General features: G+C 60.7%; 18 protein-coding genes. 6 read left to right on the top strand and 12 right to left on the bottom strand.

The genetic code is table 11. From position 1 onward, the window contains the following. Positions 1 to 2 precede the first annotated feature (2 nt). The 5 genes from L6D82_RS27590 (at position 3) to cobA (ending at position 8,230) form a co-directional block, all read left to right on the top strand. Entirely contained in the window at positions 3 to 1,673 is a 1,671-nt protein-coding gene (locus L6D82_RS27590) for a bifunctional protein-serine/threonine kinase/phosphatase (RefSeq protein WP_236192050.1), read from the top strand. A 309-nt stretch (positions 1,674 to 1,982) separates the two neighbouring features. Beyond that, a complete protein-coding gene (nirB, locus tag L6D82_RS27585) occupies positions 1,983 to 4,436 on the top strand; it encodes a nitrite reductase large subunit NirB (protein ID WP_045121673.1) in 2,454 nt (817 codons plus the stop codon). Then, positions 4,433 to 4,750, top strand: coding sequence for a nitrite reductase small subunit NirD (gene nirD / locus L6D82_RS27580; RefSeq protein ID WP_007951992.1), 318 nt, complete (start codon positions 4,433 to 4,435; stop codon positions 4,748 to 4,750). The genes nirB and nirD overlap by 4 nt, the downstream gene beginning before the upstream one ends. Then, complete coding sequence (locus tag L6D82_RS27575; protein ID WP_102686941.1) at positions 4,750 to 7,464, top strand: nitrate reductase; 2,715 nt, start codon at positions 4,750 to 4,752, stop codon at positions 7,462 to 7,464. The genes nirD and L6D82_RS27575 overlap by 1 nt, the downstream gene beginning before the upstream one ends. A 13-nt stretch (positions 7,465 to 7,477) precedes the next feature. After that, positions 7,478 to 8,230 carry a uroporphyrinogen-III C-methyltransferase gene (gene cobA / locus L6D82_RS27570; protein ID WP_102718658.1) on the top strand — a complete coding sequence of 251 codons (753 nt, stop codon included), beginning with the start codon at positions 7,478 to 7,480 and terminating at the stop codon, positions 8,228 to 8,230. Between the two features lie 75 nt (positions 8,231 to 8,305). Here the strand turns inward: cobA and L6D82_RS27565 are convergent, their stop codons facing one another. The 8 genes from L6D82_RS27565 to ppsA all read right to left on the bottom strand — a co-directional run bounded on the left by L6D82_RS27565 (position 8,306) and on the right by ppsA (position 16,469). Further along, positions 8,306 to 9,340: an OmpA family protein gene (locus L6D82_RS27565; RefSeq protein WP_102718659.1), complete on the bottom strand. Its 1,035-nt coding sequence runs from the start codon at positions 9,338 to 9,340 to the stop codon at positions 8,306 to 8,308. A 107-nt stretch (positions 9,341 to 9,447) separates the two neighbouring features. After that, positions 9,448 to 10,038: an RNA polymerase sigma factor SigX gene (gene sigX, locus L6D82_RS27560; RefSeq protein ID WP_011333251.1), complete on the bottom strand. Its 591-nt coding sequence runs from the start codon at positions 10,036 to 10,038 to the stop codon at positions 9,448 to 9,450. A 90-nt stretch (positions 10,039 to 10,128) separates the two neighbouring features. Further along, a complete protein-coding gene (locus tag L6D82_RS27555) occupies positions 10,129 to 10,953 on the bottom strand; it encodes a mechanosensitive ion channel family protein (protein WP_007951987.1) in 825 nt (274 codons plus the stop codon). Positions 10,954 to 10,955: 2 nt separating this feature from the next. After that, positions 10,956 to 11,204 (bottom strand): CrfX protein, encoded by a 249-nt coding sequence (locus tag L6D82_RS27550; RefSeq protein WP_085700244.1) that lies wholly within the window; start codon positions 11,202 to 11,204, stop codon positions 10,956 to 10,958. Between the two features lie 63 nt (positions 11,205 to 11,267). Then, positions 11,268 to 12,263 (bottom strand): zinc transporter ZntB, encoded by a 996-nt coding sequence (locus tag L6D82_RS27545; RefSeq protein WP_102718660.1) that lies wholly within the window; start codon positions 12,261 to 12,263, stop codon positions 11,268 to 11,270. Between the two features lie 24 nt (positions 12,264 to 12,287). Continuing rightward, positions 12,288 to 12,779 carry a ribonuclease E activity regulator RraA gene (gene rraA / locus L6D82_RS27540; RefSeq protein WP_007951984.1) on the bottom strand — a complete coding sequence of 164 codons (492 nt, stop codon included), beginning with the start codon at positions 12,777 to 12,779 and terminating at the stop codon, positions 12,288 to 12,290. A gap of 226 nt (positions 12,780 to 13,005) precedes the next feature. Continuing rightward, on the bottom strand, positions 13,006 to 13,995 hold the full coding sequence (locus tag L6D82_RS27535; protein ID WP_007951983.1) for an alpha/beta fold hydrolase: 990 nt from the start codon (positions 13,993 to 13,995) through the stop codon (positions 13,006 to 13,008). A 98-nt stretch (positions 13,996 to 14,093) separates the two neighbouring features. Then, positions 14,094 to 16,469 (bottom strand): phosphoenolpyruvate synthase, encoded by a 2,376-nt coding sequence (gene ppsA / locus L6D82_RS27530; protein WP_102686938.1) that lies wholly within the window; start codon positions 16,467 to 16,469, stop codon positions 14,094 to 14,096. A 174-nt stretch (positions 16,470 to 16,643) separates the two neighbouring features. Here ppsA and ppsR point away from each other — a divergent pair, with 174 nt between their 5' ends. Continuing rightward, positions 16,644 to 17,462, top strand: coding sequence for a posphoenolpyruvate synthetase regulatory kinase/phosphorylase PpsR (gene ppsR, locus L6D82_RS27525; RefSeq protein ID WP_007951980.1), 819 nt, complete (start codon positions 16,644 to 16,646; stop codon positions 17,460 to 17,462). On the opposite strand, the gene prpD is transcribed toward ppsR, so the two are convergent. The 4 genes from prpD to prpC form a co-directional block, all read right to left on the bottom strand. Beyond that, complete coding sequence (prpD, locus tag L6D82_RS27520) at positions 17,455 to 18,939, bottom strand: 2-methylcitrate dehydratase (RefSeq protein WP_134020577.1); 1,485 nt, start codon at positions 18,937 to 18,939, stop codon at positions 17,455 to 17,457. The two genes, ppsR and prpD, sit on opposite strands and share 8 nt — an antisense overlap. Before the next feature lie 118 nt (positions 18,940 to 19,057). Further along, complete coding sequence (prpF, locus tag L6D82_RS27515) at positions 19,058 to 20,260, bottom strand: 2-methylaconitate cis-trans isomerase PrpF (protein WP_236192049.1); 1,203 nt, start codon at positions 20,258 to 20,260, stop codon at positions 19,058 to 19,060. 54 nt (positions 20,261 to 20,314) lie between these two features. Beyond that, positions 20,315 to 22,909, bottom strand: coding sequence for a Fe/S-dependent 2-methylisocitrate dehydratase AcnD (acnD, locus tag L6D82_RS27510; RefSeq protein WP_102686935.1), 2,595 nt, complete (start codon positions 22,907 to 22,909; stop codon positions 20,315 to 20,317). A 61-nt stretch (positions 22,910 to 22,970) separates the two neighbouring features. After that, positions 22,971 to 24,098 (bottom strand): bifunctional 2-methylcitrate synthase/citrate synthase, encoded by a 1,128-nt coding sequence (gene prpC / locus L6D82_RS27505; protein WP_102718663.1) that lies wholly within the window; start codon positions 24,096 to 24,098, stop codon positions 22,971 to 22,973. Positions 24,099 to 24,136 lie beyond the last annotated feature (38 nt).

The following is a 24,136-nucleotide window of genomic DNA, read 5'->3' as shown; positions in this document are numbered from 1 at the left end:
GAATGGCTCTGCAACTGAGCTTTGCCGAAGCCAGCGCCACCGGCCCCCGCGCGGAAAATCAGGACGCTTTGCGCCTGGTGACCCCCGCCCCGGCGCTGGCTGCCAGCAAGGGTTTCCTGTTCGCCATCGCCGACGGCGTCAGCCAGTGCGCCGATGGCGGGCTGGCCGCGCGCTCGACCTTGCAGGCGCTGGCACTGGACTATTACGCCACCCCGGAAACCTGGAGCGTGGCCCAGGCCCTCGATCGTCTGCTGCTCGCACAAAACCGCTGGTTGCAGGCCAACGGTGGCGGACAGCCGTTGCTCACCACGGTCAGTGCGCTGGTCATGCGCGGTAAACGCTTCACGCTGGCGCATGTCGGTGATTGCCGGGTCTATCGCTGGCACGCCGAGACCTTGCAACGGATCACCGAGGATCACGTCTGGGATCAACCGGGCATGCAGCATGTGCTCAAGCGGGCACTGGGACTGGATCAGCATCTGGTGCTGGATTTTCTCGATGGCGAACTGCGTGACGGCGAATGTTTCGTGCTGCTCAGTGATGGCGTGTGGGCGGCGCTCGGCGATACCGCCATCGCCGGAATCCTGCGCGATCAACCGGATCTGAACAGTGCCGCGCTAACGTTGGTCAACGCCGCGCATCTGGCCGGCAGTCAGGACAACGCCAGCGCGCTGTTGGTGCGAGTGGATGCCGTCGGCGAGGCCAGCCTCGGCGACGCGCTGATCCATTTGCAGCAGTGGCCGCTGCCCCCGCCGCTGAAACCGGGTCAGGACTTTGAAGGCTGGCGGGTTCAAGAGGTTGTAAGTCGCAGCCAGCAATCGTTGCTGTATCGCGTGCTCGATGGTCAGGGCCAGGCGTGGCTGTTGAAGACGTTGCCTGCACAACTGGCAGACGATGCTCAGGCCGGTCAGGCCTTGCTGGCGGAGGAATGGTTCCTCAAACGCGTCGCCGGGCGGCACTTTCCTGAAGTCCATAGCGCTGGTCAGCGTCAGCATTTGTACTACGTGATGCGTGAATATTCGGGGACGACCCTGGCTCAGTTGTTCGGGCAAAGCGGCCCGCTGCCACTGGCTCAGTGGCAGGATCTGGCCGAACGCCTGCTGCGGGCTGTCGGCCTGTTGCATCGACGGCAGATCCTGCACCGCGACATCAAACCGGAAAACCTGCACCTGGGGGACGACGGCGAGTTGCGGCTGCTGGATTTCGGTCTGGCGTATTGCCCCGGTCTGTCGCAGGACGCACCGTCAACCCTGCCCGGAACCCCGAGCTACATCGCACCGGAAGCCTTTCAAAGCGCAGTACCCAGCGCACAACAGGATCTGTATGCGGTGGGCGTGACCTTGTATTTCTTGCTCACCGGGCATTTTCCCTACGGCGAGATCGAAGCATTCCAGCGCCCGCGTTTCGGGGTGCCGGTGAGTGCCGGGCGTTATCGCCCGGATCTGCCGGAGTGGCTGGCGCAGTGTCTGGAACGCGGTGTGGCGGCCGATCCTTTGCAACGCTATGAAACCGCCGAGGAATGGCTGCTGATTCTGGAGCAAGGTGAGCGCCGCAGCCTGAGTGTGCGCCCTCGTCCCTTGCTGGAACGTGAGCCGTTGAAGGTCTGGCGGACACTGGCGTTACTGGCACTGCTGGGCAATCTGGTCCTGCTGTTCCTGTTGTTTCATGGCTGATGTGGCGCTCCATTAACGGGCGTGCCGCTTCCATTCAGTGCAAAAACCACATCGAACATCTGGCCATTTCCAGCATTACCCCAGTGAAATCGCGGCTCAGCGCAACTTGGCACAACCACTGCATTAACGTTTCCAACTGACATAAAGCCCGACCTTCAACGACGAAGGCCAGGCTTCCCGAGAGAACGGGACAAGGACAAAGGCGTCCTCGCTAGGTAACTGGCGGGACGCCTTTTTTGTTTGCGCCATTTTTGTCGAGCAAGGCCTGACTGCCCACAAGAGGCAAGCCCGATGCTCCCGGAGAACCTGATGAAAAAACTCAAACTGGTGATGATCGGCAATGGCATGGCCGGGGTCCGCACCCTGGAAGAACTGCTCAAGCTGAGCAACGAGCTGTACGACATCACGGTCTTCGGCGCCGAACCGCACACCAACTACAACCGCATCCTGTTGTCGCCGGTACTGGCCGGCGAACAAACCTTCGAAGAAATCGTGCTCAACGACCTCGACTGGTACCTGGAAAACAACATCAAACTGCTGCTCAACCGCAAAGTGGTGGAGATCGACCGGGTCAAACGCCGGGTGATCGCCGAGGACGGCACCGAGGCCGAGTACGACCGCTTGCTGATCGCCACCGGCTCGACCCCGTTCATCCTGCCGATCCCCGGCAACACCTTGCAGGGTGTGATCGGCTACCGCGACATCGCCGACACCCAGGCCATGATCGACACCGCAAAAACTCACAAGCACGCCGTGGTGATCGGCGGCGGCCTGCTCGGCCTCGAGGCCGCCAACGGCCTGATGCTGCGCGGCATGCACGTCACCGTGGTGCACCTCGGTGAGTGGCTGCTGGAGCGGCAACTGGACAAGACCAGCGGCCAACTCCTGCAAACCGCCCTCGAATCCCGTGGCCTGCACTTTCGCCTGTGCGAACAGACCCAGGCCCTGCATGACGCCGGCAATGGTCGCGTCGGCTCGGTGCAATTCAAGAACGGCGACATCATCCCCGCCGATCTGGTGGTCATGGCCGCCGGGATCCGCCCCAATACCGAACTGGCGGAAAAGGCCGGTATCCCGTGCAATCGCGGGATTCTGGTCAACGACACCCTGCAAACCTACGACCCGCGCATCTATGCCATCGGCGAATGCGCCAGCCACCGTGGCATCGCCTACGGCCTGGTGGCGCCGTTGTTCGAACAGGCCAAGGTCTGCGCCAATCACCTGGCGCAACTGGGTTTCGCCCGTTATCAGGGCTCGGTGACGTCGACCAAATTGAAAGTCACCGGCATCGACCTGTTTTCCGCCGGCGACTTCATGGGCGGCGAAGGCACCGAGACCATCACCCTCTCCGACCCGATCGGCGGGGTGTACAAAAAACTGGTGATCAAGGATGACGTGCTGGTCGGCGCCTGTCTGTACGGCGATACGGCAGATGGCGGTTGGTATTTCCGGCAGATTCGTGAGAATCACGCCATTGGTGAGATCCGCGATCACCTCATGTTCGGAGAAAACGCACTTGGCGATGTAGGACATCAGGGCCAGGACAAAGCCATGAGCATGGCCGACAACGCCGAGGTCTGCGGCTGTAACGGCGTGTGCAAGGGCACCATCGTCAAGGCCATTCAGGAACACGGACTGTTCAGCGTCGACGAGGTGAAAAAACACACCAAGGCCGCCAGCTCCTGCGGCTCCTGCGCCGGGCTGGTCGAGCAGATCCTGATCAACACCGTTGGCGGTGCAGCCGACGTCAAACCGAAAAGCGAAAAAGCCATCTGCGGTTGCAGCGACCTCAATCACGGCCAGATTCGCCAGGCCATTCGCGAACAGCATCTGCTGACCATCGCCGGCACCATGAGTTACCTCAACTGGCGCACCCCGAACGGCTGCGCCACCTGCCGCCCGGCCCTCAACTACTACTTGATTTCCACCTGGCCCGGCGAAGCCAAGGACGATCCGCAGTCGCGCCTGATCAACGAACGGGCCCACGCCAACATTCAGAAGGACGGCACTTATTCGGTGGTGCCACGGATGTGGGGCGGCGTGACCAACCCGTCGGAACTGCGGCGTATCGCCGACGTGGCGGACAAATATCAGGTGCCGATGGTCAAGGTCACCGGCGGCCAGCGCATCGACCTGCTGGGGATCAAGAAACAGGATCTGCCCGGTGTGTGGAAAGACCTCGACATGCCGTCCGGCCACGCCTACGGCAAATCGATCCGCACCGTGAAAACCTGCGTCGGCAGCGAGTTCTGCCGCTTCGGCACGCAGAATTCGACCCAGTTGGGCATCGACCTCGAGCACGATCTGTTCAACATGTGGTCGCCGCACAAAGTGAAACTGGCGGTCTCCGGATGCCCACGCAACTGTTCGGAAGCGGGGATCAAGGACGTAGGAATCATCGGCGTCGATTCCGGCTGGGAGATGTACATCGGCGGCAACGGCGGGATCAAGACCGAAGTCGCCGAGTTCTTCGTCAAGCTCAAGACCGCCGAGGAGGTGCGCGAGTACAACGGCGCGTTCCTGCAGTTGTACCGTGAGGAAGCCTTCTACCTCGAACGTACCGTGCACTACCTGCAACGGGTCGGCATGGAGCACATCAAAAAAGCCGTGCTGGAAGATCCCGAGCGCCGCAAGGCCCTGAACGAGCGCCTGCAATTCTCCCTGTCGTTCGAACAGGATCCGTGGAAAGAGCGCCTCGCCCAGCCACAACTGAAGAAAGAATTCGACGTGATCCCCGTGAAAAACCTGGAGGTGCCGGCATGAACTGGCTCGATATCTGTGCCCTGGAAGAGATCAATGCCCTCGGTTCGCGGATCATTGCCGGGCCCAAAGGTGACATTGCGATCTTTCGCACAAGCGACGACGAAGTTTTCGCACTCGATGACCGCTGCCCGCACAAGGGCGGCCCATTGTCCCAAGGCCTGATCTACGGCAAACGTGTCGCCTGCCCGCTGCACAACTGGCAGATCGACCTGCAATCCGGCGAAGCCCAGGCACCGGACGTCGGTTGCGCTCACCATCACCCGGCCCGGGTCGAGAACGGCCGTGTGCAACTGGCCCTGCGGGACGCCGTCTGATGAACCGCCAGACGACCGCCTCGACCTGCTGCTATTGCGGGGTCGGCTGCGGCGTGCTGATCGAGCATGACGGCGAGCGCATTCTCGGCGTCAGCGGCGATCCGGCGCATCCGGCCAACTTCGGCAAACTGTGCAGCAAAGGCTCGACCCTGCACCTGACCGGTGATTTGGCAGCACGGGCGTTGTACCCGGAATTGCGCCTGGGCAAAGGCCTGGCGCGCAGTCGCTGCGACTGGAACACCGCGCTGGATCACGCCACCAACGTGTTCGCCGACACCATCGCCGAACATGGCCCGGACAGCGTGGCGTTCTACATCTCCGGGCAGTTGCTGACCGAGGATTACTACGCCTTCAACAAACTGGCGCGGGCGCTGGTCGGGACCAATAACATCGACAGCAATTCGCGGCTGTGCATGTCTTCGGCGGTGGTCGGCTACAAACGCAGCCTCGGCGCCGACGCACCACCGTGCAGCTACGAAGACCTGGAGTTGAGCGATTGCGTGGTGATCGTCGGCAGTAACATGGCCTACGCCCACCCGGTACTCTTTCGCCGCCTCGAAGAAGCCAAATCCCACCGCCCGCAGATGAAAGTCGTCGTTATTGATCCACGGCGCACCGACACCTGCGATCTGGCGGACCTGCATCTGGCGATTCTGCCGGGCACCGATGTCGCGTTGTTCCATGGGATTTTGCATCTGCTGTTGTGGGAAGACTGGATCGACCGCGACTTCATCAAGGCGCACACCGACGGGCTCGCCGAGCTGAAAAGCCTGGTACGCGATTACACGCCGGCCATGGTGTCGCAGTTGTGCGGAATCAGCGTCGAGCAGTTGCAGCAATGTGCGGAATGGATCGGCACCGCGCCGAGTTTTCTGTCGCTGTGGTGCATGGGCCTGAACCAGTCCACCGCTGGCAGCGCGAAGAACAGTGCGCTGATCAATCTGCACCTGGCCACCGGGCAAATCGGCCGGCCGGGTGCAGGACCTTTCTCTTTGACCGGTCAGCCGAATGCCATGGGCGGACGGGAAACCGGCAGCCTCTCAAACCTGTTGCCCGGGCATCGCGAAGTGGCCAATCCGGAGCACCGCGCCGAAGTGGCGGCGTATTGGGGTGTGGATAAGCTGCCGGAAAGTACCGGCCTCAGTGCTATCGAACTGTTTGAACAAGTGCGTAGCGGCAAGATCAAGGCGCTGTGGATTGCCTGCACCAACCCCGCACAATCGATGCCTGACCAGAACGCTGTACGTGCAGCGTTGGAAGCTTGTCCGTTCGTGGTGTTGCAGGAGGCGTTTCGCACCACCGAAACCGCGGCGTTTGCCGATCTGATGCTGCCAGCGGCCAGTTGGGGCGAGAAGGAAGGTTCGGTGACCAACTCCGAACGGCGGATTTCCCACGTCCGCCAGGCCATTGCTGCACCGGGTGAAGCGCGTCCGGACTGGGCGATCACGGTGGATTTCGCACAACGCCTGGAGAAACGTCTGCGCCCGCAACAGCCGGGTCTGTTTGCGTTCGAGCAACCGGGTCAGCTGTTTGACGAGTACAAACAACTGACCCGGGGTCGCGATCTGGATTTGTCCGGGATCAGCCATGGGTTGATTGATGAACTGGGGCCACAGCAATGGCCCTTTCCCGCTGGCGCTCGCCAAGGTACAGCCCGGCTGTATGGCGACGGAATCTTTCCTACGCCGAACGGGCGCGCGCAGTTCGTTGCCGATCCCTATCGCGCCGCCAAGGAACAACGCGACGCGCGCTTTCCACTGACCCTGATCACCGGCCGCCTGCGTGATCAATGGCACGGTATGAGTCGCACCGGTACGGCGGCGCAGTTGTTCGGCCATGTCAGCGAAGCGGTGTTGAACCTGCACCCGGATGAGGTGCGCCGCCACCGCTTGCAGCCGGGGGATCTGGTGAATCTGAAAAGTCGTCGGGGCGCGGTGATTGTGGCGGTTGCCAGCGATGACAGCGTGCGTCCGGGTCAGGCGTTCCTGCCGATGCACTGGGGCGATCGTTTCCTCAAGGGCGGCGTGAACAGCCTGACCCTGCCCGCCTTCGATCCTTTGTCGAAACAGCCGGAACTCAAGCACAGCGGTGTACGGCTGGAACCGGTGAATCTGCCCTGGCAACTGTTCGCACTGATCGAGGGCGATGTTCAACGGCATTTCGAGGCGCTTCGACCGCTCTGTGAGGCGTTTTCCTACGCAAGTCTCAGCCTTGTCGGACGTGAACGGCCTGCGCTGCTGATACGCGCAGCCAGCGCCGCCGCACCCGATCCGCAATTGCTGCGTGAAATCGACCAGTGCCTGGCCCTGATTGAGGGGCCGGTGCTGGCTTATGACGATCCTCGCCGCGCCATCGGCAAGCGGGTACGCATCGAAAACGGACGAATCACCGCGATCCGTCTGGCCGGTGAAACCCTCGCTCAGCACTGGTTGCAAGGCCTGTGGCTGGAGGGGCGCGCCGACGAACAACTGCGGCGCTGGCTGCTGGCACCGATGAGTGCACCGCCGGGCAATGCCGGCGCGCAGGTTGTGGCGGACAAAACCTTGTGCAACTGCAAGAACGTCAGCCACAGCGCGGTCTGCGCCGGCATTCGTGAAGGTCTGGATCTGCAGGGTTTGAAAAATACATTGGGGTGCGGAACGCAATGCGGTTCCTGCGTCCCGGAAATCAAGCGCTTGCTGGCCGCCGACGTGCGTCCGGTCGCCGTCATCTGAAGAGGAAAACACCATGAACGCGAAAGTCTGGCTGGTGGGCGCGGGCCCCGGTGATCCTGAACTGCTGACGCTCAAAGCGTTGCGTGCCTTGCGCGAAGCCGAGGTGGTGCTGATCGACGATCTGGTCAATGAGGCGGTGCTTGAGCACTGCCCTGCTGCGCGAATCATCGCGGTCGGCAAACGCGGCGGCTGCCGCTCGACGCCCCAGGCGTTCATCCATCGGCTAATGCTGCGTTATGCGCGTCAGGGTAAATGCGTAGTACGGCTCAAGGGCGGCGATCCATGCATTTTCGGGCGTGGGGGTGAGGAAGCGCAGTGGTTGCGCGAGCGCGGGGTCGAGGTGGAGCTGGTCAATGGCATCACCGCCGGACTGGCCGGCGCGACCCAGTGTGATATTCCGCTGACGTTACGCGGCGTGGCCCGGGGCGTGACGCTGGTCACGGCTCATACCCAGGACGACAGTCAGTTGAACTGGCGGGCGCTGGCGCAAGGCGGGACGACGCTGGTGATTTACATGGGAGTGGCGAAGCTCGGCGAGATTCGCGAGCAACTGCTGGCGGGCGGTATGGCAGCGGATACGCCGGTGGCGATGATCGAGAATGCCTCGTTGCCAGAACAGCGTGAATGCCGCAGTGATCTGTCGGCGATGGAAGACGATGCCCTTGGTTTCCGACTCAGGAGCCCTGCGATTCTGGTGATCGGCGCCGTCGCAGCAGCTGCGACCCAGGTCGATTCAATCGACTGGGCAGCCGATCGCCTGGCCTGACAATCCCCGGTTTCACCAAATCGCAGGCAAAGAAAAGCCCGGCCTAAGCCGGGCTTTTCTCGGAGCGGCAGCTAATTACTTAGCTTGAGCTTCAACCTGCGCTTCTACGCGACGGTTAACAGCACGGCCAGCTTCAGTTTTGTTGTCAGCAACTGGGCGGGATTCGCCGTAGCCGATCGACTGAACGCGGGACGATTCAACACCGTACTGGTTGGTCAGAACTTGCTTAACGGCGTTCGCACGACGCTCGGACAGTTTCTGGTTGTAAGCGTCAGGACCGACGGAGTCAGTGTGACCTTCAACAGTAGTGGTGGTGGATGGATACTGCTTCATGAAGTCAGCCAGGTTTTTGATGTCGCCGTAGCTGTTTGGCTTAACAACCGACTTGTCGAAGTCGAACTTCACGTCCAGCTCAACACGAACAACTTCAGCAACTGCTGGGCAGCCATCAGCGTCAACAGTTACGTTGGCTGGGGTGTCCGGGCACTTGTCAACGTTGTCGCAAACGCCGTCGTTGTCGCTGTCGGAGCAGACTTCAGCCGGAGCTGGAACTGGAGCAGCAGCTGGCTTGGAGCCGCCACCGAAGTTCACACCGATACCGACGCTAGGAGCCCACTCGGTGTCGCCCTGGTCGATGTTGTATTGAGCTTCAACGCCAGCACGGGCGTAGAAGTTCTCGGTGAAGTACAGCTTGGCACCGCCGCCAACGTTGGCGAAGGTAGAGCGGTTACGACCGCCAGTGCCGTTCTGACCGATGCTCTGATCGGAGAAACCAGCCGAGACGTATGGACGCAGCATGTCGCCTGGGTTGTTGAAGTGGTACAGAGCATCCAGAGCGGTGTTGGCGCCCTTGATGTTACGACCGTCGTCGGAACGCACGTTGTGCACTTCGTCGTAGCCCAGACGCAGTTCAACGTCGTCGGTCAGGAAGTAACCGACCGAGCCGCCGAACAGGTTGCCGTTGTTCTTGAAGTTACGAGCGCTGTCGAATTGTTCTTTCTTTGCGAAGCCTTCGATTTCAACTGCGCCTTGGCCTTGTGCCAGAGCGCCGAAAGAAGTGGCGGCAATCAAAGAACCAATGGCCAAGCCCAAGGTGTTTTTCAGTTTCATCCGTTAAATCCCCATCTGGTGATTGTGAAGCAGTCCCGCAAACCGGGGGACAACTCGGCGGCAAGTCTATCAGAACTTGCCTACACGTAAGAGATATTTGCGCCGAACTAAGTTTCAGCAATGCCTGCAAATTTCTCACGCAATTTATCAAGAGCGCGTTTGTAACGCATTTTTGTCGCACTCAAACCCATGTGCATGATGTCTGCGATCTCCTGGAACTCCAGCTCTGCGACAAATCGTAGCACCAGAATTTCCCGGTCAATCGGGTTCACATACACCAGCCAGCGATCCAGTCCGCCCTTCTCCTCGGGTTTCGGCGCCTTTTCTTCGGACGCTTCCTCGAGGGGGTCAAGACTCAGTGCGTCCATCAAGCGACGCTTTCGCCGTTCCTTCCGATACTGTGTGATGCACTCGTTGTACGTGATGCTATATAGCCATGTCTTGAACTTCGATTTCCCCTCGAAGTTCTTCAGGCCGTACAGCACCTTCAACATCACCTCCTGACAGACATCGTCCGCGTCGCGATCGTTCCCGAGATATCGCGCACAAACGTTAAATAATGTCCGCTGGTAACGCCGCATCAATTCTTCATACGCGCGCGTCACGTGAAAAAGCTCGGTATGCGAGCGCGCGACCAACTCCTCATCAGAGAGCTCGCGGGGGTCGTAGCGCGTGGATAGCGTTTGGGCTTTATTCAAAACAAGTCGTGCCGACAGTCAGGTCAATGTCCACCGCAGCCAGCGACAGCTGGCATTTTGCGGCGGCATACATTAGCAGGGTTTGCCGGGTTAGCGGCTACTCACATGCTGCTCCAGCAGGATCCGATTGGAGAGAGAGACTAGCTCACCCTCATCGGTCAGCAATGTGGTCTTAACCGTGCCGATCTCTTCGATCTGGCCTTCGACCTCGCCAATACGCACTTGTTGCCCAACCTGATACAACTCACGCACATAGATTCCCGCAAGAATCTGACCGGCAATTTCCCGGCTTCCCAAACCCATGGCCAGCGCAACCGCCAGACCAACGGTAATCAATACGATAACGATCACATGGTTCAGCAGGTCGGTCTTGACCTCCAGCTGACTGATCGCGACCGAAATGCTGATGATGATCACCAGGCCCTGGGCAATTCGCCCAAGTCCTGAAGCGTAGTCCAGGCCTACGCCTTCTGCCGCTCCGCGAACCAGGCCATTGGCCAGTTGCGCAAGAAGGACACCCACCAGCAACACCAGCGCCGCGCCGAACACTTTTGGCAAATACAGCGCGAGCATGTCAAGCGTAGCTGAAACTCGCTCAAGTCCAAGGGATTCTGCTGCCGAAACAAGAAAAATCAGCAGAACGAACCAATACACGATTTTGCCGATCAACGTCGAGATCGGCACTTGCAGCCCCGCACGGGACATCAATTTGGTCAGGCCGGTGCCGCCCATCAGGCGATCGAGGCCCAGTTTGGCCAGCAATTTGGACAGCAAGGTGTCCAGCAGCTTGGCGACAACAAAACCCAACAACAACACAACCAATGCGCCGAACAGGTTCGGAATGAAGTTAGCGACTTTGGTCCACAACGCAGTCATTGCAGTGACGAGGCTCTGAGTCCAGAGATCAAGTTCCATATTCAATCAGCCTTATCAGCAGTGCGAGCGGTAGGTTTACGGAGACGGGAGACCGGCGCGACATGGGCCGAGCCGTTATTCAGGGCGATCATCAGCGCGGGCAGCCAGCGGCCCAGCAGGCTGAACAGATCGCCGGCGCCAACCTGGCGGTTGGCGGTTTTGAGTACGCGGCCCAGGCAGGCATCGTCGTCGCGACCGGACGGCGAGGCGTTGAGCATGTCGCGCAAAGACTGTTCAAACGGATCGTGCATACGCACCTCTCGTGATGTCTGTGAAAGACGCGGGCAAATTTGGTCGGGTCACATGGCGCATCTTCATACCCAGCGCAAACGGCGAAACAACCACCATTGTCCGAACGCCAGGGCGAGCACCGTCAGACAGGCGATCAGGAAACCATAAGGGCTGCTCGAGAACGGAATGCCGCCGACGTTGATGCCCAGCAGACCGGTAATAAAACTCATCGGCAAAAAGATGCAGGTGATGATCCCGAAGCGGTACATCGTGCGATTCATGTGCACGCTCAAGCGCCGGTCTTCAGCCTCCAGCACAAGCCCCACGCGCTCTCGGGTCAATTCGAGCTCTTCGAGATAACGGGTCAGGCTGTTGTTCAATTCGTTCCAGTAGTCGGCATCGTCATCGACGAACCACGGCAGTTTTATCCGCGTCAGCTGTCCGAAAATATCCCGCTGCGGTGCCAGAAAACGCTTCAGCCCGGCAGCCCGGCGACGGATGTGCAAAATGGCACCATGCTCGGGGGTATACCGTTCGTCGGCATCCAGTTTTTCTTCCTCTTCATCGACTACTTCGGAGAGGCAAGTCACCAGATCCTGCACCTTGTTGGTGAGGAATTGCGCCAGATACAGCATCAGCTCGGACGAGGTTTTCGGCCCCTTGCCCTCGCCCAGCATCACCAGCAACTCATCGGTGGCGCGCAATGGACGCAAACGCAGGGAAATCACCCGCTGGGCCGCAGCGAAAATCCGCACCGACACCATGTCTTCCGGCTCGGCACCCGGGTTGAGGTTGACCCCGCGCAAAAACAGCAGCAGCTCGGAATCCGGCAGCGGCAACAGGCGTGGTCGGGTGTTTTCTTCCAGCAGCAGATCGCAGGTGAACTCGTTGAGCCCACTGGATTTGCGCAGCCAGGTCTGGGTCTGCGGGTGACTGCGATCCCAATGCAGCCACAAGCTTTCATGAGCCTGCAGCTGCAGATCGTCGAGATCAGTCCGGGCTATCGAACGCGCACCGCCTTTACCGTCCAGCACCAGGGCATGCACCAGCCCCCATTGCGCGTTTTCTTCCTCGAACATCCTCACCCCTGTGGTTACCGCGATTTATTCAGGCATTTTCAGCGGACTTGGCGAGATGATCACGCCATTGTTGTCCGCATAGATGTACTGGCCGGGATGGAAGGTGACACCCGCAAACGTCACCGGCACGTTGAGGTCGCCGATACCGCGCTTGTCGGTTTTCATCGGGTGGCTGGCCAGGGCCTGCACGCCAAGATCGGTCTGGGCGATGACGTCCACATCACGAATGCAGCCGTAGATGACCAGCCCTTCCCAACCGTTTTTCGAGGCTTTCTCGGCGAGCATGTCGCCCAGCAGCGCACGGCGCAGGGAACCGCCACCGTCCACCACCAGCACCTTGCCATTACCCTTGAGCTCGACCTGTTCCTTGACCAGCGAGTTGTCTTCGAAGCACTTGATGGTCACGATCTCGCCGCCGAACGAATCACGGCCGCCGAAATTGCTGAACATCGGGTCCAGCACCTGAACCAGCTCCGGATAGGCGTCGCACAGGTCAGGCGTAAGGTAATGGTTCATCGAATAACTCCTGTAACAAGGAAGACGATCAAGGATGTCGCACTCTTTTGAAACGAGTCCCGGCGGTCGTTGTTTACCTTAGCCCATGTCATGGTCGCTGAACGAACCTGAACACAAGCTGAAACGTAATAGCGAAACAGTCACTAAATATGACCAGAACCGTCCAATGCGTCATATCTTAGCCGCAAGCCGACTCGAACGAAATGCCCTTTTCAGGACGCCGCGTTCAGACCGCTGCCGCCAGATCAGGCTTCTCGCCAAGCAATGGCGTGTGCTGATCCGCCAGCCAACGCGCCACCAGCGGCCAGACCTCGGCCTGCGCTGCCTTGCTGACCAGCATCTCGACATGCCCGAACTGATCGTTGAAGCCCTGCTCACGACCGAGGTTAATGAACTGCTTGTGCTCGGAGCCGATCTGTTCGAACAGTTTCTGGCACGCCCAGGCCGGATCCTGATGATCGCCCGCCGCGCTCACTGCCAGCACCGGCACCTGCACATCGGCCAGGCCTGCCCACCAATCCTTGTCCTTGTCGCCGAAACGGCCGAACAGTCCATACCAGCGCATGCTTTCCAGCGCCAGGCCGATCGGCTCGTCCTCGGGGCCGCGCTTGAGCCGCGAACCAGACAATTGGGCAAAACGCTTGAGAATGAAGCGCCCGCTCCACTCCACCGGCGGAATTTTCAGCGGCCAGTACGTGCGGCTGACCTGGGTGCCGAAAAACGCCGCCGAGGCCACCGCCGGTTCACCTAGGTATTCGCCGCCCAGCGCGGCTGCCAACGTGATGCCACCCAGCGAGTGGCCGATCCAGTGCGGAATCTGCCCGCTCTGCTCCCGGACGAACGCGGCGATGGCCGGCAGATCGTAACGGGCATAGTCGGCGACGCGGTTGCGGCGGTAGTCCTCGTTGCGCTGGGACAGACCGTGACCGCGCATTTCCGGGATCCACACATCGAAGCCCAGCCGCGTGAGATACGCGCCCAGGCCCAGGCCCTTCGGCGAAAACCAGAAGCGTCGGTTGGAAAAACTGCCGTGCAGCAAGATCACCGGCACGCCGCGCGACGCCGGCTCATCGGCCATGCCGAGACGAGTCACCGCGATTTCCACGGACCAGTCAGGGCTGTTGCCCGGTTTCAAACGGTAAACGTCTTCGCTCAGATCACCGCGCCGTTCGGCGCTGATCAGGGCGACAGGAAATAGGTTGCTGCTGCTTTGCATAATGCTCTTGCACAAAAAAGGGCGGCATCCGGAGAGCTCGCCCTACTTCAATCTTAAAGCCCCGACCCGGTTCAACGGGCCGGGGCTTCATTCACGGCTTATTCCGCCGCTTGGCCTTCGGCAAGGAAGAACCAGGTTTCCAGCACGGTGTCCGGGTTCAGCGACACGCTTTCGATGCCCTGCTCCATCAGCCACTTGGCTAGGTCCGGGTGGTCCGAAGGGCCCTGACCGCAGATGCCGATGTATTTGCCGGCCTTGTTGCACGCGGCAATCGCGTTGGCCAACAGCTTCTTGACCGCCGGATTACGCTCGTCGAACAGGTGCGCGATGATCCCGGAGTCACGGTCCAGACCCAGTGTCAGCTGAGTCAGGTCGTTGGAGCCGATCGAGAAACCGTCGAAGAATTCGAGGAACTCTTCAGCCAGGATCGCGTTGGATGGCAGTTCGCACATCATGATCACGCGCAGACCGTTGTCGCCACGCTTGAGGCCATTCTCGGCCAGCAGATCCACCACCTGGCTGGCTTCGCCAAGGGTACGGACGAACGGCACCATGATTTCGACGTTGGTCAGGCCCATCTCGTTGCGCACGCGTTTCAGCGCACGGCACTCGAGTTCGAAGCAGTCGCGGAACGATTCGCTGATGTAACGCGACGCGCCACGGAAGCCCAGCATCGGGTTTTCTTCTTCCGGCTCGTAGAGTTTGCCGCCGATCAGGTTGGCGTATTCGTTGGACTTGAAGTCCGACAGACGCACGATGACCTTCTTCGGTGCGAACGCAGCGGCCAGGGTGCTGATGCCTTCAACCAGCTTCTCGACATAGAAGCCGACCGGATCGTCGTAACCGGCGATGCGCTTGTCGACGCTTTCCTTGATGTCCTGTGGCAGGCCGTCGTAGTTCAACAGCGCTTTCGGGTGCACGCCGATCATGCGGTTGATAATGAATTCCAGACGGGCCAGGCCCACACCGGCGTTCGGCAGCTGCGCGAAGTCGAAGGCGCGGTCCGGGTTGCCGACGTTCATCATGATCTTGAACGGCAGTTCCGGCATGGCGTCGACGGAGTTCTTCTTGATGTCGAAACCCAGTTCGCCTTCGAAGATGTAACCGGTGTCGCCTTCGGCGCAGGACACGGTCACGCCCTGGCCATCCTTCAGCAGTTGGGTGGCGTTGCCGCAACCGACAACAGCAGGAATACCCAGCTCACGAGCAATGATCGCCGCGTGGCAGGTACGGCCGCCACGGTTGGTGACGATGGCGCTGGCGCGCTTCATGACCGGTTCCCAGTCCGGGTCGGTCATGTCGGAGACCAGTACGTCGCCCGGCTGAACCTTGTCCATCTCGGAGACGTCCTTGATGATCCGCACCTTGCCGGCGCCGATGCGCTGGCCGATGGCACGACCTTCCACCAGCACGGTGCCGGTCTCTTTCAGCAGGTAACGTTCCATGACGTTGGCCTGGGTGCGGCTCTTCACGGTTTCCGGACGGGCCTGCACGATGTACAGCTTGCCGTCGTCACCGTCTTTGGCCCACTCGATGTCCATCGGGCAGCCGTAGTGCTTCTCGATGATCATCGCCTGCTTTGCCAGCTCGCTGACTTCAGCGTCGGTCAGGCAGAAACGCGCGCGTTCGGCCTTGTCGACATCAACGGTTTTCACGGAACGACCGGCCTTGGCCTCGTCGCCGTAGATCATCTTGATGGCCTTGCTGCCCAGGTTGCGGCGCAGGATTGCCGGACGACCGGCTGCCAGCGTGCCCTTGTGGACATAGAATTCGTCCGGGTTCACCGCGCCTTGTACGACGGTTTCGCCCAGGCCGTAGGCGCCGGTGATGAACACCACGTCACGGAAGCCGGATTCGGTATCGAGGGTGAACATCACACCGGCGGTGCCGGTTTCCGAACGCACCATGCGCTGCACGCCAGCGGACAGGGCGACCAGTTTGTGGTCGAAGCCCTGGTGGACGCGGTAGGAAATGGCACGGTCGTTGAACAGGGAAGCGAACACTTCCTTGGCCGCGCGGATGACGTTTTCCACGCCACGGATGTTCAGGAAGGTTTCCTGCTGACCGGCGAACGAAGCGTCCGGCAAGTCTTCGGCGGTGGCGGAGGAACGCACGGCCACGGCGACGTCAGGATTGCCGGCCGACAGCGCGGCGAACGCGGTGCGGATCTCGGTGTTCAGTTTTTCAGGGAATTCGGCTTCCATGATCCATTGGCGGATCTGGGCGCCGGTCTTGGCCAGGGCATTGACGTCATCGACGTCCAGCGCATCAAGGGCCTTGTGGATCTGATCGTTCAGACCGCTCAGTTCCAAGAAGTCGCGATAGGCTTGCGCCGTGGTGGCGAAGCCGCCGGGGACCGAAACACCGGCACCGGCCAGGTTACTGATCATCTCGCCCAGGGATGCGTTCTTGCCCCCCACATGCTCAACATCGTGTTTGCCGAGCTTATCGAGGGAAACTACGTACTCTACCAAGGTGATCTCTCCACTAACTGTGTTGGAAAAGCTCAGAAACCGGCGGCTCGGGGGAGCGTTGGCCGGCTGTATGGCCTGGACCTGGAAAATAAGTGAGAATGCGGGCCAATGGCGGCCGGCAAATCGCGCCTATCATATCCAGAAATACTCATTAGCTTAAGGCCCAAGGTGCAAATGAAACGATCTGCTTTCTTTATCTCCGATGGCACCGGCATCACCGCCGAAACCCTGGGTCAAAGCCTTCTGGCGCAGTTCGAAAACATTACCTTCAGCAAATTCACGCGGCCGTACATCGACAGCGTTGAAAAAGCGCGGGCCATGGTACAACAAATCAACAAAGCCGCTGAAACCGACGGTTTCCGGCCGATCATCTTCGACACCATCGTCAATCAGGACATTCGTGAGATTCTCGCAACCTCCAATGGTTTCATGATCGACATCTTCTCGACGTTCCTCGCCCCGCTCGAGCAGGAACTGACCGAGCATTCTTCCTACACCGTCGGCAAGTCCCACTCCATCGGTCACAACTCCAATTACATGGAGCGGATCGAGGCCGTGAACTTCGCCCTCGACAACGACGATGGCGCCCGCACCCACTATTACGACAAGGCCGACCTGATACTAGTGGGCGTGTCGCGTTGTGGTAAGACGCCGACGTGCCTGTACATGGCGATGCAGTTCGGCATCCGCGCGGCCAACTACCCGCTGACCGAAGACGACATGGAACGCCTGCAACTGCCGGCCGCCCTGCGCGCCCACCAGCACAAGCTGTTCGGCCTGACCATCGACCCGGACCGCCTTACCGCGATCCGCAACGAACGAAAGCCCAACAGCCGCTATTCGAGCTACGCCCAGTGCGAGTTCGAGGTGCGCGAGGTGGAAAACCTGTTCCGCCGCGAGAACATCCCGAACATCAACTCCACGCATTTCTCGGTAGAAGAAATTTCCGCGAAGATCCTCGTGGAAAAAGGCGTGGAGCGGCGCTTCAAATAACCAATAAATCGACAAACCGGTTCACCGGCGTGGTTTCAAGCCGCGCCTGATCCTTGCACAGCGCAAGAATCTCCCCGCTGCGCTGCCCGGTGAAACGGGTGGCCAGATTTGCCCTGAACTTGTCCTCCAGCAATGGAATGCCCTCGGCGCGACGCCGGCGATGGCCAATCGGGTATTCCACCACCACGTTCTCCGTGCTCGAACCGTCCTTGAAAAACACCTGCACCGCGTTGGCAATCGAGCGTTTGTCGGCCTCCAGGTATTCACGGGTGAAGCGCGGGTCCTCGACGATGACCATTTTCTCGCGCAGCACATCGATGACCGGATGGGCCTTGTGGAAATCGTCTTCGTACTGCTCGGCCACCAGATTGCCGAACGCCAGCGGCACGGCGGTCATGTACTGGAGGCAGTGATCGCGGTCGGCGGCATTGGCCAGCGGCCCGACCTTGGAAATGATGCGAATCGCCGATTCGTGGGTGGTGATGACGATCCGGTCGATCTCATGCAGACGATTACGCACCTGCGGGTGTAAGGTCACGGCGGCTTCGCAGGCGGTTTGCGCGTGGAATTCGGCGGGGAAGCTGATTTTGAACAGCACGTTCTCCATCACGTAGCTGCCGAACGGTCGGGAAAAACTGAAGGCGCGCTTGTCTTCGGGCTTGAGCGCCAGATCGTTGTTGGTGTGGCTGAACAAAACGTCGTAAAAGCCCCATTGTTTGGCACTCAAGACGCCGGGGATTCCCATTTCGCCGCGCATCGCGATATCCGCCAGCCGCACGCCCCGGCTCGATGCATCCCCCGCCGCCCAGGATTTGCGTGAACCGGCGTTCGGCGCATGGCGGTACGTGCGCAATGCCTGGCCGTCGGCGAACGCGTGGGACAACGCTGATAACAGCTGCTCACGGTTGGCGCCCATCAGTTTGGCGGTCACGGCAGTCGAGGCCACCTTCACCAGAATGACGTGGTCGAGGCCTACGCGATTGAACGAGTTTTCCAGCGCGATCACGCCCTGGATTTCGTGGGCCATGATCATCGCTTCGAGTACATCGCGCACCGTCAGCGGCGTTTCACCATTTGCCAGACGCTTTTGCGACAGGTGATCGGCCACCGCGAGAATCCCGCCGAGGTTGTCCGACGGATGCCCCCATTCGGCGGCGAGCCAGGTGTCGTTGTAATCGAGCCAGCGCACGATGCAGCCGATGTCCCACGCGGCTTTGATTGGGTCGAGGCGATAGGACGTGCCTGGAACTCGGGCGCCGAATGGGACGACGGTGCCTTCGACGATGGGGCCAAGGTGTTTGGTGCACTCGGGGAAACGCAGAGCCAGCAGGCCGCAGCCCAGCGTGTCCATCAGGCAGTTGCGGGCGGTGTCGAGGGCTTCGGCAGATTCGATCTTGCAGGTGAGGACGTAATCGGCGATGTCCTGCAGGACACGGTCGTAGTCGGGGCGGTTGTTCAGGTCGACGTTGGCGCTCATGTTCGATTCACTCTTGGAAGTGGTTCGTTGATGGGACCTCGGTTCAGGGCTAATTTTTCTTGTTATTGAAATGCGTAAAGCGCTGAGAGCGATCAGGTTCGCTCTCAGCGACTGTGCGTTAGAACGAATCGCCAGGAACGCGCACGTAACCTTCCATCAGGACGCGTGCACTACGGCTCATGATCGCTTTCTTCACGATCCACTCACCGTTTTCCAGACTCGCTTCAGCCCCGACACGCAACGTCCCGGACGGATGCCCGAAGCGCACAGCGTTGCGCTCAACGCCGCCGGCCGCCAGGTTCACCAAAGTGCCCGAGATGGCTGCTGCGGTGCCAATCGCCACCGCCGCCGTCCCCATCATCGCGTGGTGCAGCTTGCCCATCGACAACGCCCGCACCAGCAAATCCACATCCCCAGCGCCAATGGCTTTGCCACTGGATGCCACGTAATCCGCAGGTTTGGCAACGAACGCCACTTTCGGCGTGTGCTGACGCTTGGCCGCTTCATCCAGACTGGAAATCAGCCCCATGCGCAAAGCACCGTAGGCACGAATGGTCTCAAACATCTGTAACGCTTTCGGATCGCTGTTGATCGCGCTTTGCAATTCAGTACCGGTGTAACCGATGTCTTCGGCGTTGACGAAGATCGTCGGGATACCCGCGTTGATCATGGTCGCCTTGAACGTGCCGACACCCGGCACTTCCAGCTCGTCGATCAGGTTGCCGGTGGGGAACATCGAACCGCCGCCGCCCTCTTCTTCCGCCGCCGGGTCCATGAATTCGACCTGTACTTCGGCGGCCGGAAAGGTCACGCCGTCGAGTTCGAAATCGCCGGTTTCCTGGACTTCGCCATTGGTGATCGGCACGTGGGCAATGATCGTTTTACCGATGTTGGCCTGCCACACGCGAACCACCGCCACACCGTTGTGCGGAATGCGGCTGGCGTCCACCAGACCGTTGCTGATGGCGAACGAACCGACTGCCGCCGACAGGTTGCCGCAGTTGCCGCTCCAGTCCACGAACGGCTTGTCGATCGACACCTGACCGAACAGGTAATCGACGTCGTGATCGGCCTTGATGCTTTTCGACAGGATCACGGTTTTGCTGGTGCTCGAGGTGGCGCCGCCCATGCCGTCGATCTGCTTGTCGTACGGATCGGGGCTGCCGATGACCCGCAGCAACAGCGCATCACGGGCCGGGCCGGGAATCTGCGCGGCTTCGGGCAGATCCTTGAGGCTGAAAAACACGCCTTTGCTGGTGCCGCCACGCATGTAGGTGGCGGGGATTTTGATCTGCGGTACGAAATTAGCTGCGTGAGCCATGGTGCTCCTTAACGAAGACATGGGACTTGAAGTCCCATGCCCACATCAGTTGATTTAAACGGCAACCGCCGACTCTTCGAGGAAGTCCTGAGCGAAGCGCTGCAACACGCCGCCGGCCTCGTAGATCGACACTTCTTCGGCGGTGTCGAGGCGGCAGGTCACCGGCACATCGACGCGTTCACCGTTCTTGCGATGGATTACCAGCGTCAGGTCGGCACGCGGCGTGCGCTCGCCGATCACGTCGTAGGTTTCGCTGCCGTCGATGCCCAGCGTCTTGCGGTCGGTGCCCGGTTTGAATTCCAGCGGCAACACGCCCATGCCCACCAGGTTGGTGCGGTGAATGCGCTCGAAACCTTCGGCGGCGATCGCTTCCACACCCGCCAGACGCACGCCTTTGGCCGCCCAGTCCCGGGACGATCCCTGACCGTAGTCGGCGCCGGCGATGATGATCAGCGGCTGCTTGCGCTCCATGTAGGTTTCGATGGCTTCCCACATGCGCATCACTTTGCCTTCCGGCTCGACACGGGCCAGGGAGCCCTGCTTGACCTTGCCGTTTTCCACAACCATTTCGTTGAACAGTTTCGGGTTGGCAAACGTTGCGCGCTGCGCGGTCAAGTGGTCGCCACGGTGGGTCGCGTAAGAGTTGAAGTCCTCTTCCGGCAGGCCCATTTTCGCCAGGTACTCACCGGCGGCGCTGTCGAGCATGATTGCGTTCGACGGCGACAGGTGATCGGTGGTGATGTTGTCCGGCAGCACCGCCAGCGGGCGCATGCCCTTGAGCGGACGCGCGCCGGCCAGTGCGCCTTCCCAGTACGGCGGACGGCGGATGTAGGTGCTCATCTCGCGCCAGTCGTACAGCGGCGTGACTTTCGGGCCGGTGTCTTCATGGATGGCGAACATCGGGATGTAGACCTGACGGAACTGCTCGGGCTTGACCGAGGATTTCACCACCGCGTCGATTTCTTCGTCGCTCGGCCAGATGTCTTTCAGGCGAACTTCCTTGCCGTCGACCACGCCCAGCACGTCTTTTTCAATGTCGAAACGAATAGTGCCGGCAATCGCGTAGGCCACCACCAGCGGCGGCGAAGCAAGGAACGCCTGCTTGGCGTACGGGTGAATCCGCCCGTCGAAGTTGCGGTTGCCAGACAGCACAGCGGTCGCATACAGATCGCGGTCGATGATCTCTTGCTGGATCACCGGATCCAGCGCGCCGGACATGCCGTTGCAGGTGGTGCAGGCGAAGGCGACAACGCCAAAACCGAGTTGCTCCAGCTCCGTGGTCAGCCCCGCTTCATCGAGGTACAGCGCCACGGTTTTCGAGCCCGGCGCCAGCGACGACTTGACCCACGGCTTGCGAGTCAGCCCGAGCTTGTTGGCGTTGCGCGCCAGCAGGCCAGCGGCGATCACGTTGCGCGGGTTGCTGGTGTTGGTGCAACTGGTGATGGCCGCGATGATCACCGCGCCGTCAGGCATTTGCCCCGGCACGTCTTCCCACTGACCGGCGATGCCTTTGGCCGCCAGATCCGACACCGCCACACGGGCGTGCGGGTTGCTCGGGCCGGCCATGTTGCGCACCACCGAAGACAGATCGAAGGTCAGGCCGCGCTCGTATTGCGCGCCTTTCAGGCTGTCGGCCCAGAGACCGATCTGCTTGGCGTATTGCTCGACCAGCTGAACTTGCTGGTCTTCGCGACCGGTGAGTTTCAGGTAATCGATAGTCTGCTGGTCGATGTAGAACATCGCCGCCGTGGCGCCGTATTCCGGGGCCATGTTGGAGATGGTCGCGCGGTCGCCGAGGGTCAGTGCCGAAGCACCTTCGCCGAAGAACTCCAGCCATGCGCCGACCACTTTCTGTTTGCGCAGGTATTCGGTCAGCGCCAGCACCATGTCGGTGGCGGTGATGCCCGGTTGCAGCTTGCCGGTCAGTTCGACGCCGACGCTTTCCGGCAGGCGCATCCACGACGCGCGGCCGAGCATCACGCTTTCGGCTTCCAGACCACCGACACCGATGGCGATCACGCCCAGCGCATCGACGTGCGGGGTGTGGCTGTCGGTGCCGACGCAGGTATCCGGGAATGCCACGCCGTCGCGCACCTGAATCACCGGAGACATTTTCTCCAGGTTGATCTGGTGCATGATGCCGTTGCCCGGCGGGATCACGTCGACGTTCTTGAACGCCTTCTTGGTCCAGTTGATGAAGTGGAAGCGGTCTTCGTTGCGACGGTCTTCGATGGCGCGGTTCTTCTCGAACGCCTGGGCGTCAAAACCGCCCGCTTCAACCGCCAGCGAGTGGTCGACGATCAGTTGGGTCGGCACCACCGGGTTGACCTGCGCCGGGTCGCCGCCCTGCTGGGCAATCGCGTCGCGCAGGCCGGCCAGATCCACCAGCGCGGTCTGGCCGAGAATGTCGTGGCACACCACGCGAGCCGGGAACCACGGGAAGTCGAGGTCGCGTTTGCGCTCGATCAGTTGTTTCAGGGAATCGGTGAGCGTGGCCGGGTCGCAGCGACGCACGAGGTTTTCCGCCAGCACGCGAGAGGTGTACGGCAGGGTGTCGTAGCTGCCGGGCTGGATCGCATCGACAGCCGCGCGGACGTCGAAAAAGTCCAGCGGCGTGCCGGGCAGGTTCTTGCGAAATTCTGTGTTCATCGGTCAGGACTCGGTCACGGTAGTTTCAAAGAGGGGGCGCCTGTGCCGGCGCCCTCCCCGGTCAGCGCTGGTCGATTGGCACGAACTTGCGCTGTTCGACGCCGGTGTACTCGGCGCTTGGACGGATGATGCGGTTGTTGGCGCGCTGTTCGAACACGTGCGCTGCCCAGCCGGTCAGGCGCGAGCAGACGAAGATCGGGGTGAACAGCTTGGTCGGGATGCCCATGAAGTGGTACGCCGAGGCATGGTAGAAGTCGGCGTTGGGGAACAGTTTCTTCTGCTCCCACATGGTCTTGTCGATGGCTTCCGAAACCGCGAACAACACCTTGTCGCCCACTTCGTCGGCGAGTTTTTTCGACCAGCCCTTGATCACCTCGTTGCGCGGATCGCTGTCCTTATAGATCGCGTGGCCGAAGCCCATGATCTTGTCCTTGCGTTCGAGCATGCCGAGGGTGCCTTTGATCGCCTCTTCCGGCGACGAGAAGCGCTCGATCATTTCCATCGCCGCTTCGTTGGCGCCACCGTGCAGCGGGCCACGCAGCGAGCCGATGGCCGCCGTGACGCAGGAATACAGATCGGACAGGGTCGAAGCACACACGCGAGCGGTGAAGGTCGAGGCGTTGAATTCGTGCTCGGCGTAGAGGATCAGCGACACGTTCATCACTTTGACGTGCAGTTCGCTCGGCTTCTTGTCATGCAGCAGGTGCAGGAAGTGGCCGCCGATGGACTGCTCGTCAGTCACGCAGTTGATGCGTTTGCCGTCGTGGCTGAAGCGATACCAGTAGCACATGATCGCCGGGAAAGCGGCCAGCAGGCGGTCGGTCTTGTCGCGTTGCTCGGAGAAGTCTTTCTCCGGCTCGATGTTGCCCAGGAACGAGCAACCGGTGCGCATCACGTCCATCGGGTGGGCGTCGGCGGGGATGCGTTCCAGCACTTCTTTCAGCGCTTGTGGCAGGTCGCGCAGCTTGCTGAGTTTGCTCTGGTAGTCGGCGAGCTGTGCCTTGGTCGGCAGTTCTCCGTAGAGCAGCAAGTACGCCACTTCTTCAAATTTTGCATCTGCTGCCAGTTCGCGCACGTCGTAGCCGCGATAGGTCAACCCGGCACCGGCCTGGCCCACGGTGGACAGTGCGGTTTGCCCGGCAACCTGGCCCCGGAGCCCGGCGCCACTGAGTACTTTTGCTTCGGCCATTGTTGTCTCCAATCTTGAATTTATTAGGGAGTACGGTT

The organism is Pseudomonas paraglycinae (assembly GCF_021601625.1).
Classification (GTDB): Bacteria; Pseudomonadota; Gammaproteobacteria; order Pseudomonadales; family Pseudomonadaceae; genus Aquipseudomonas; species Aquipseudomonas paraglycinae.
This window is presented reverse-complemented; position numbering and strand designations above follow the sequence as displayed.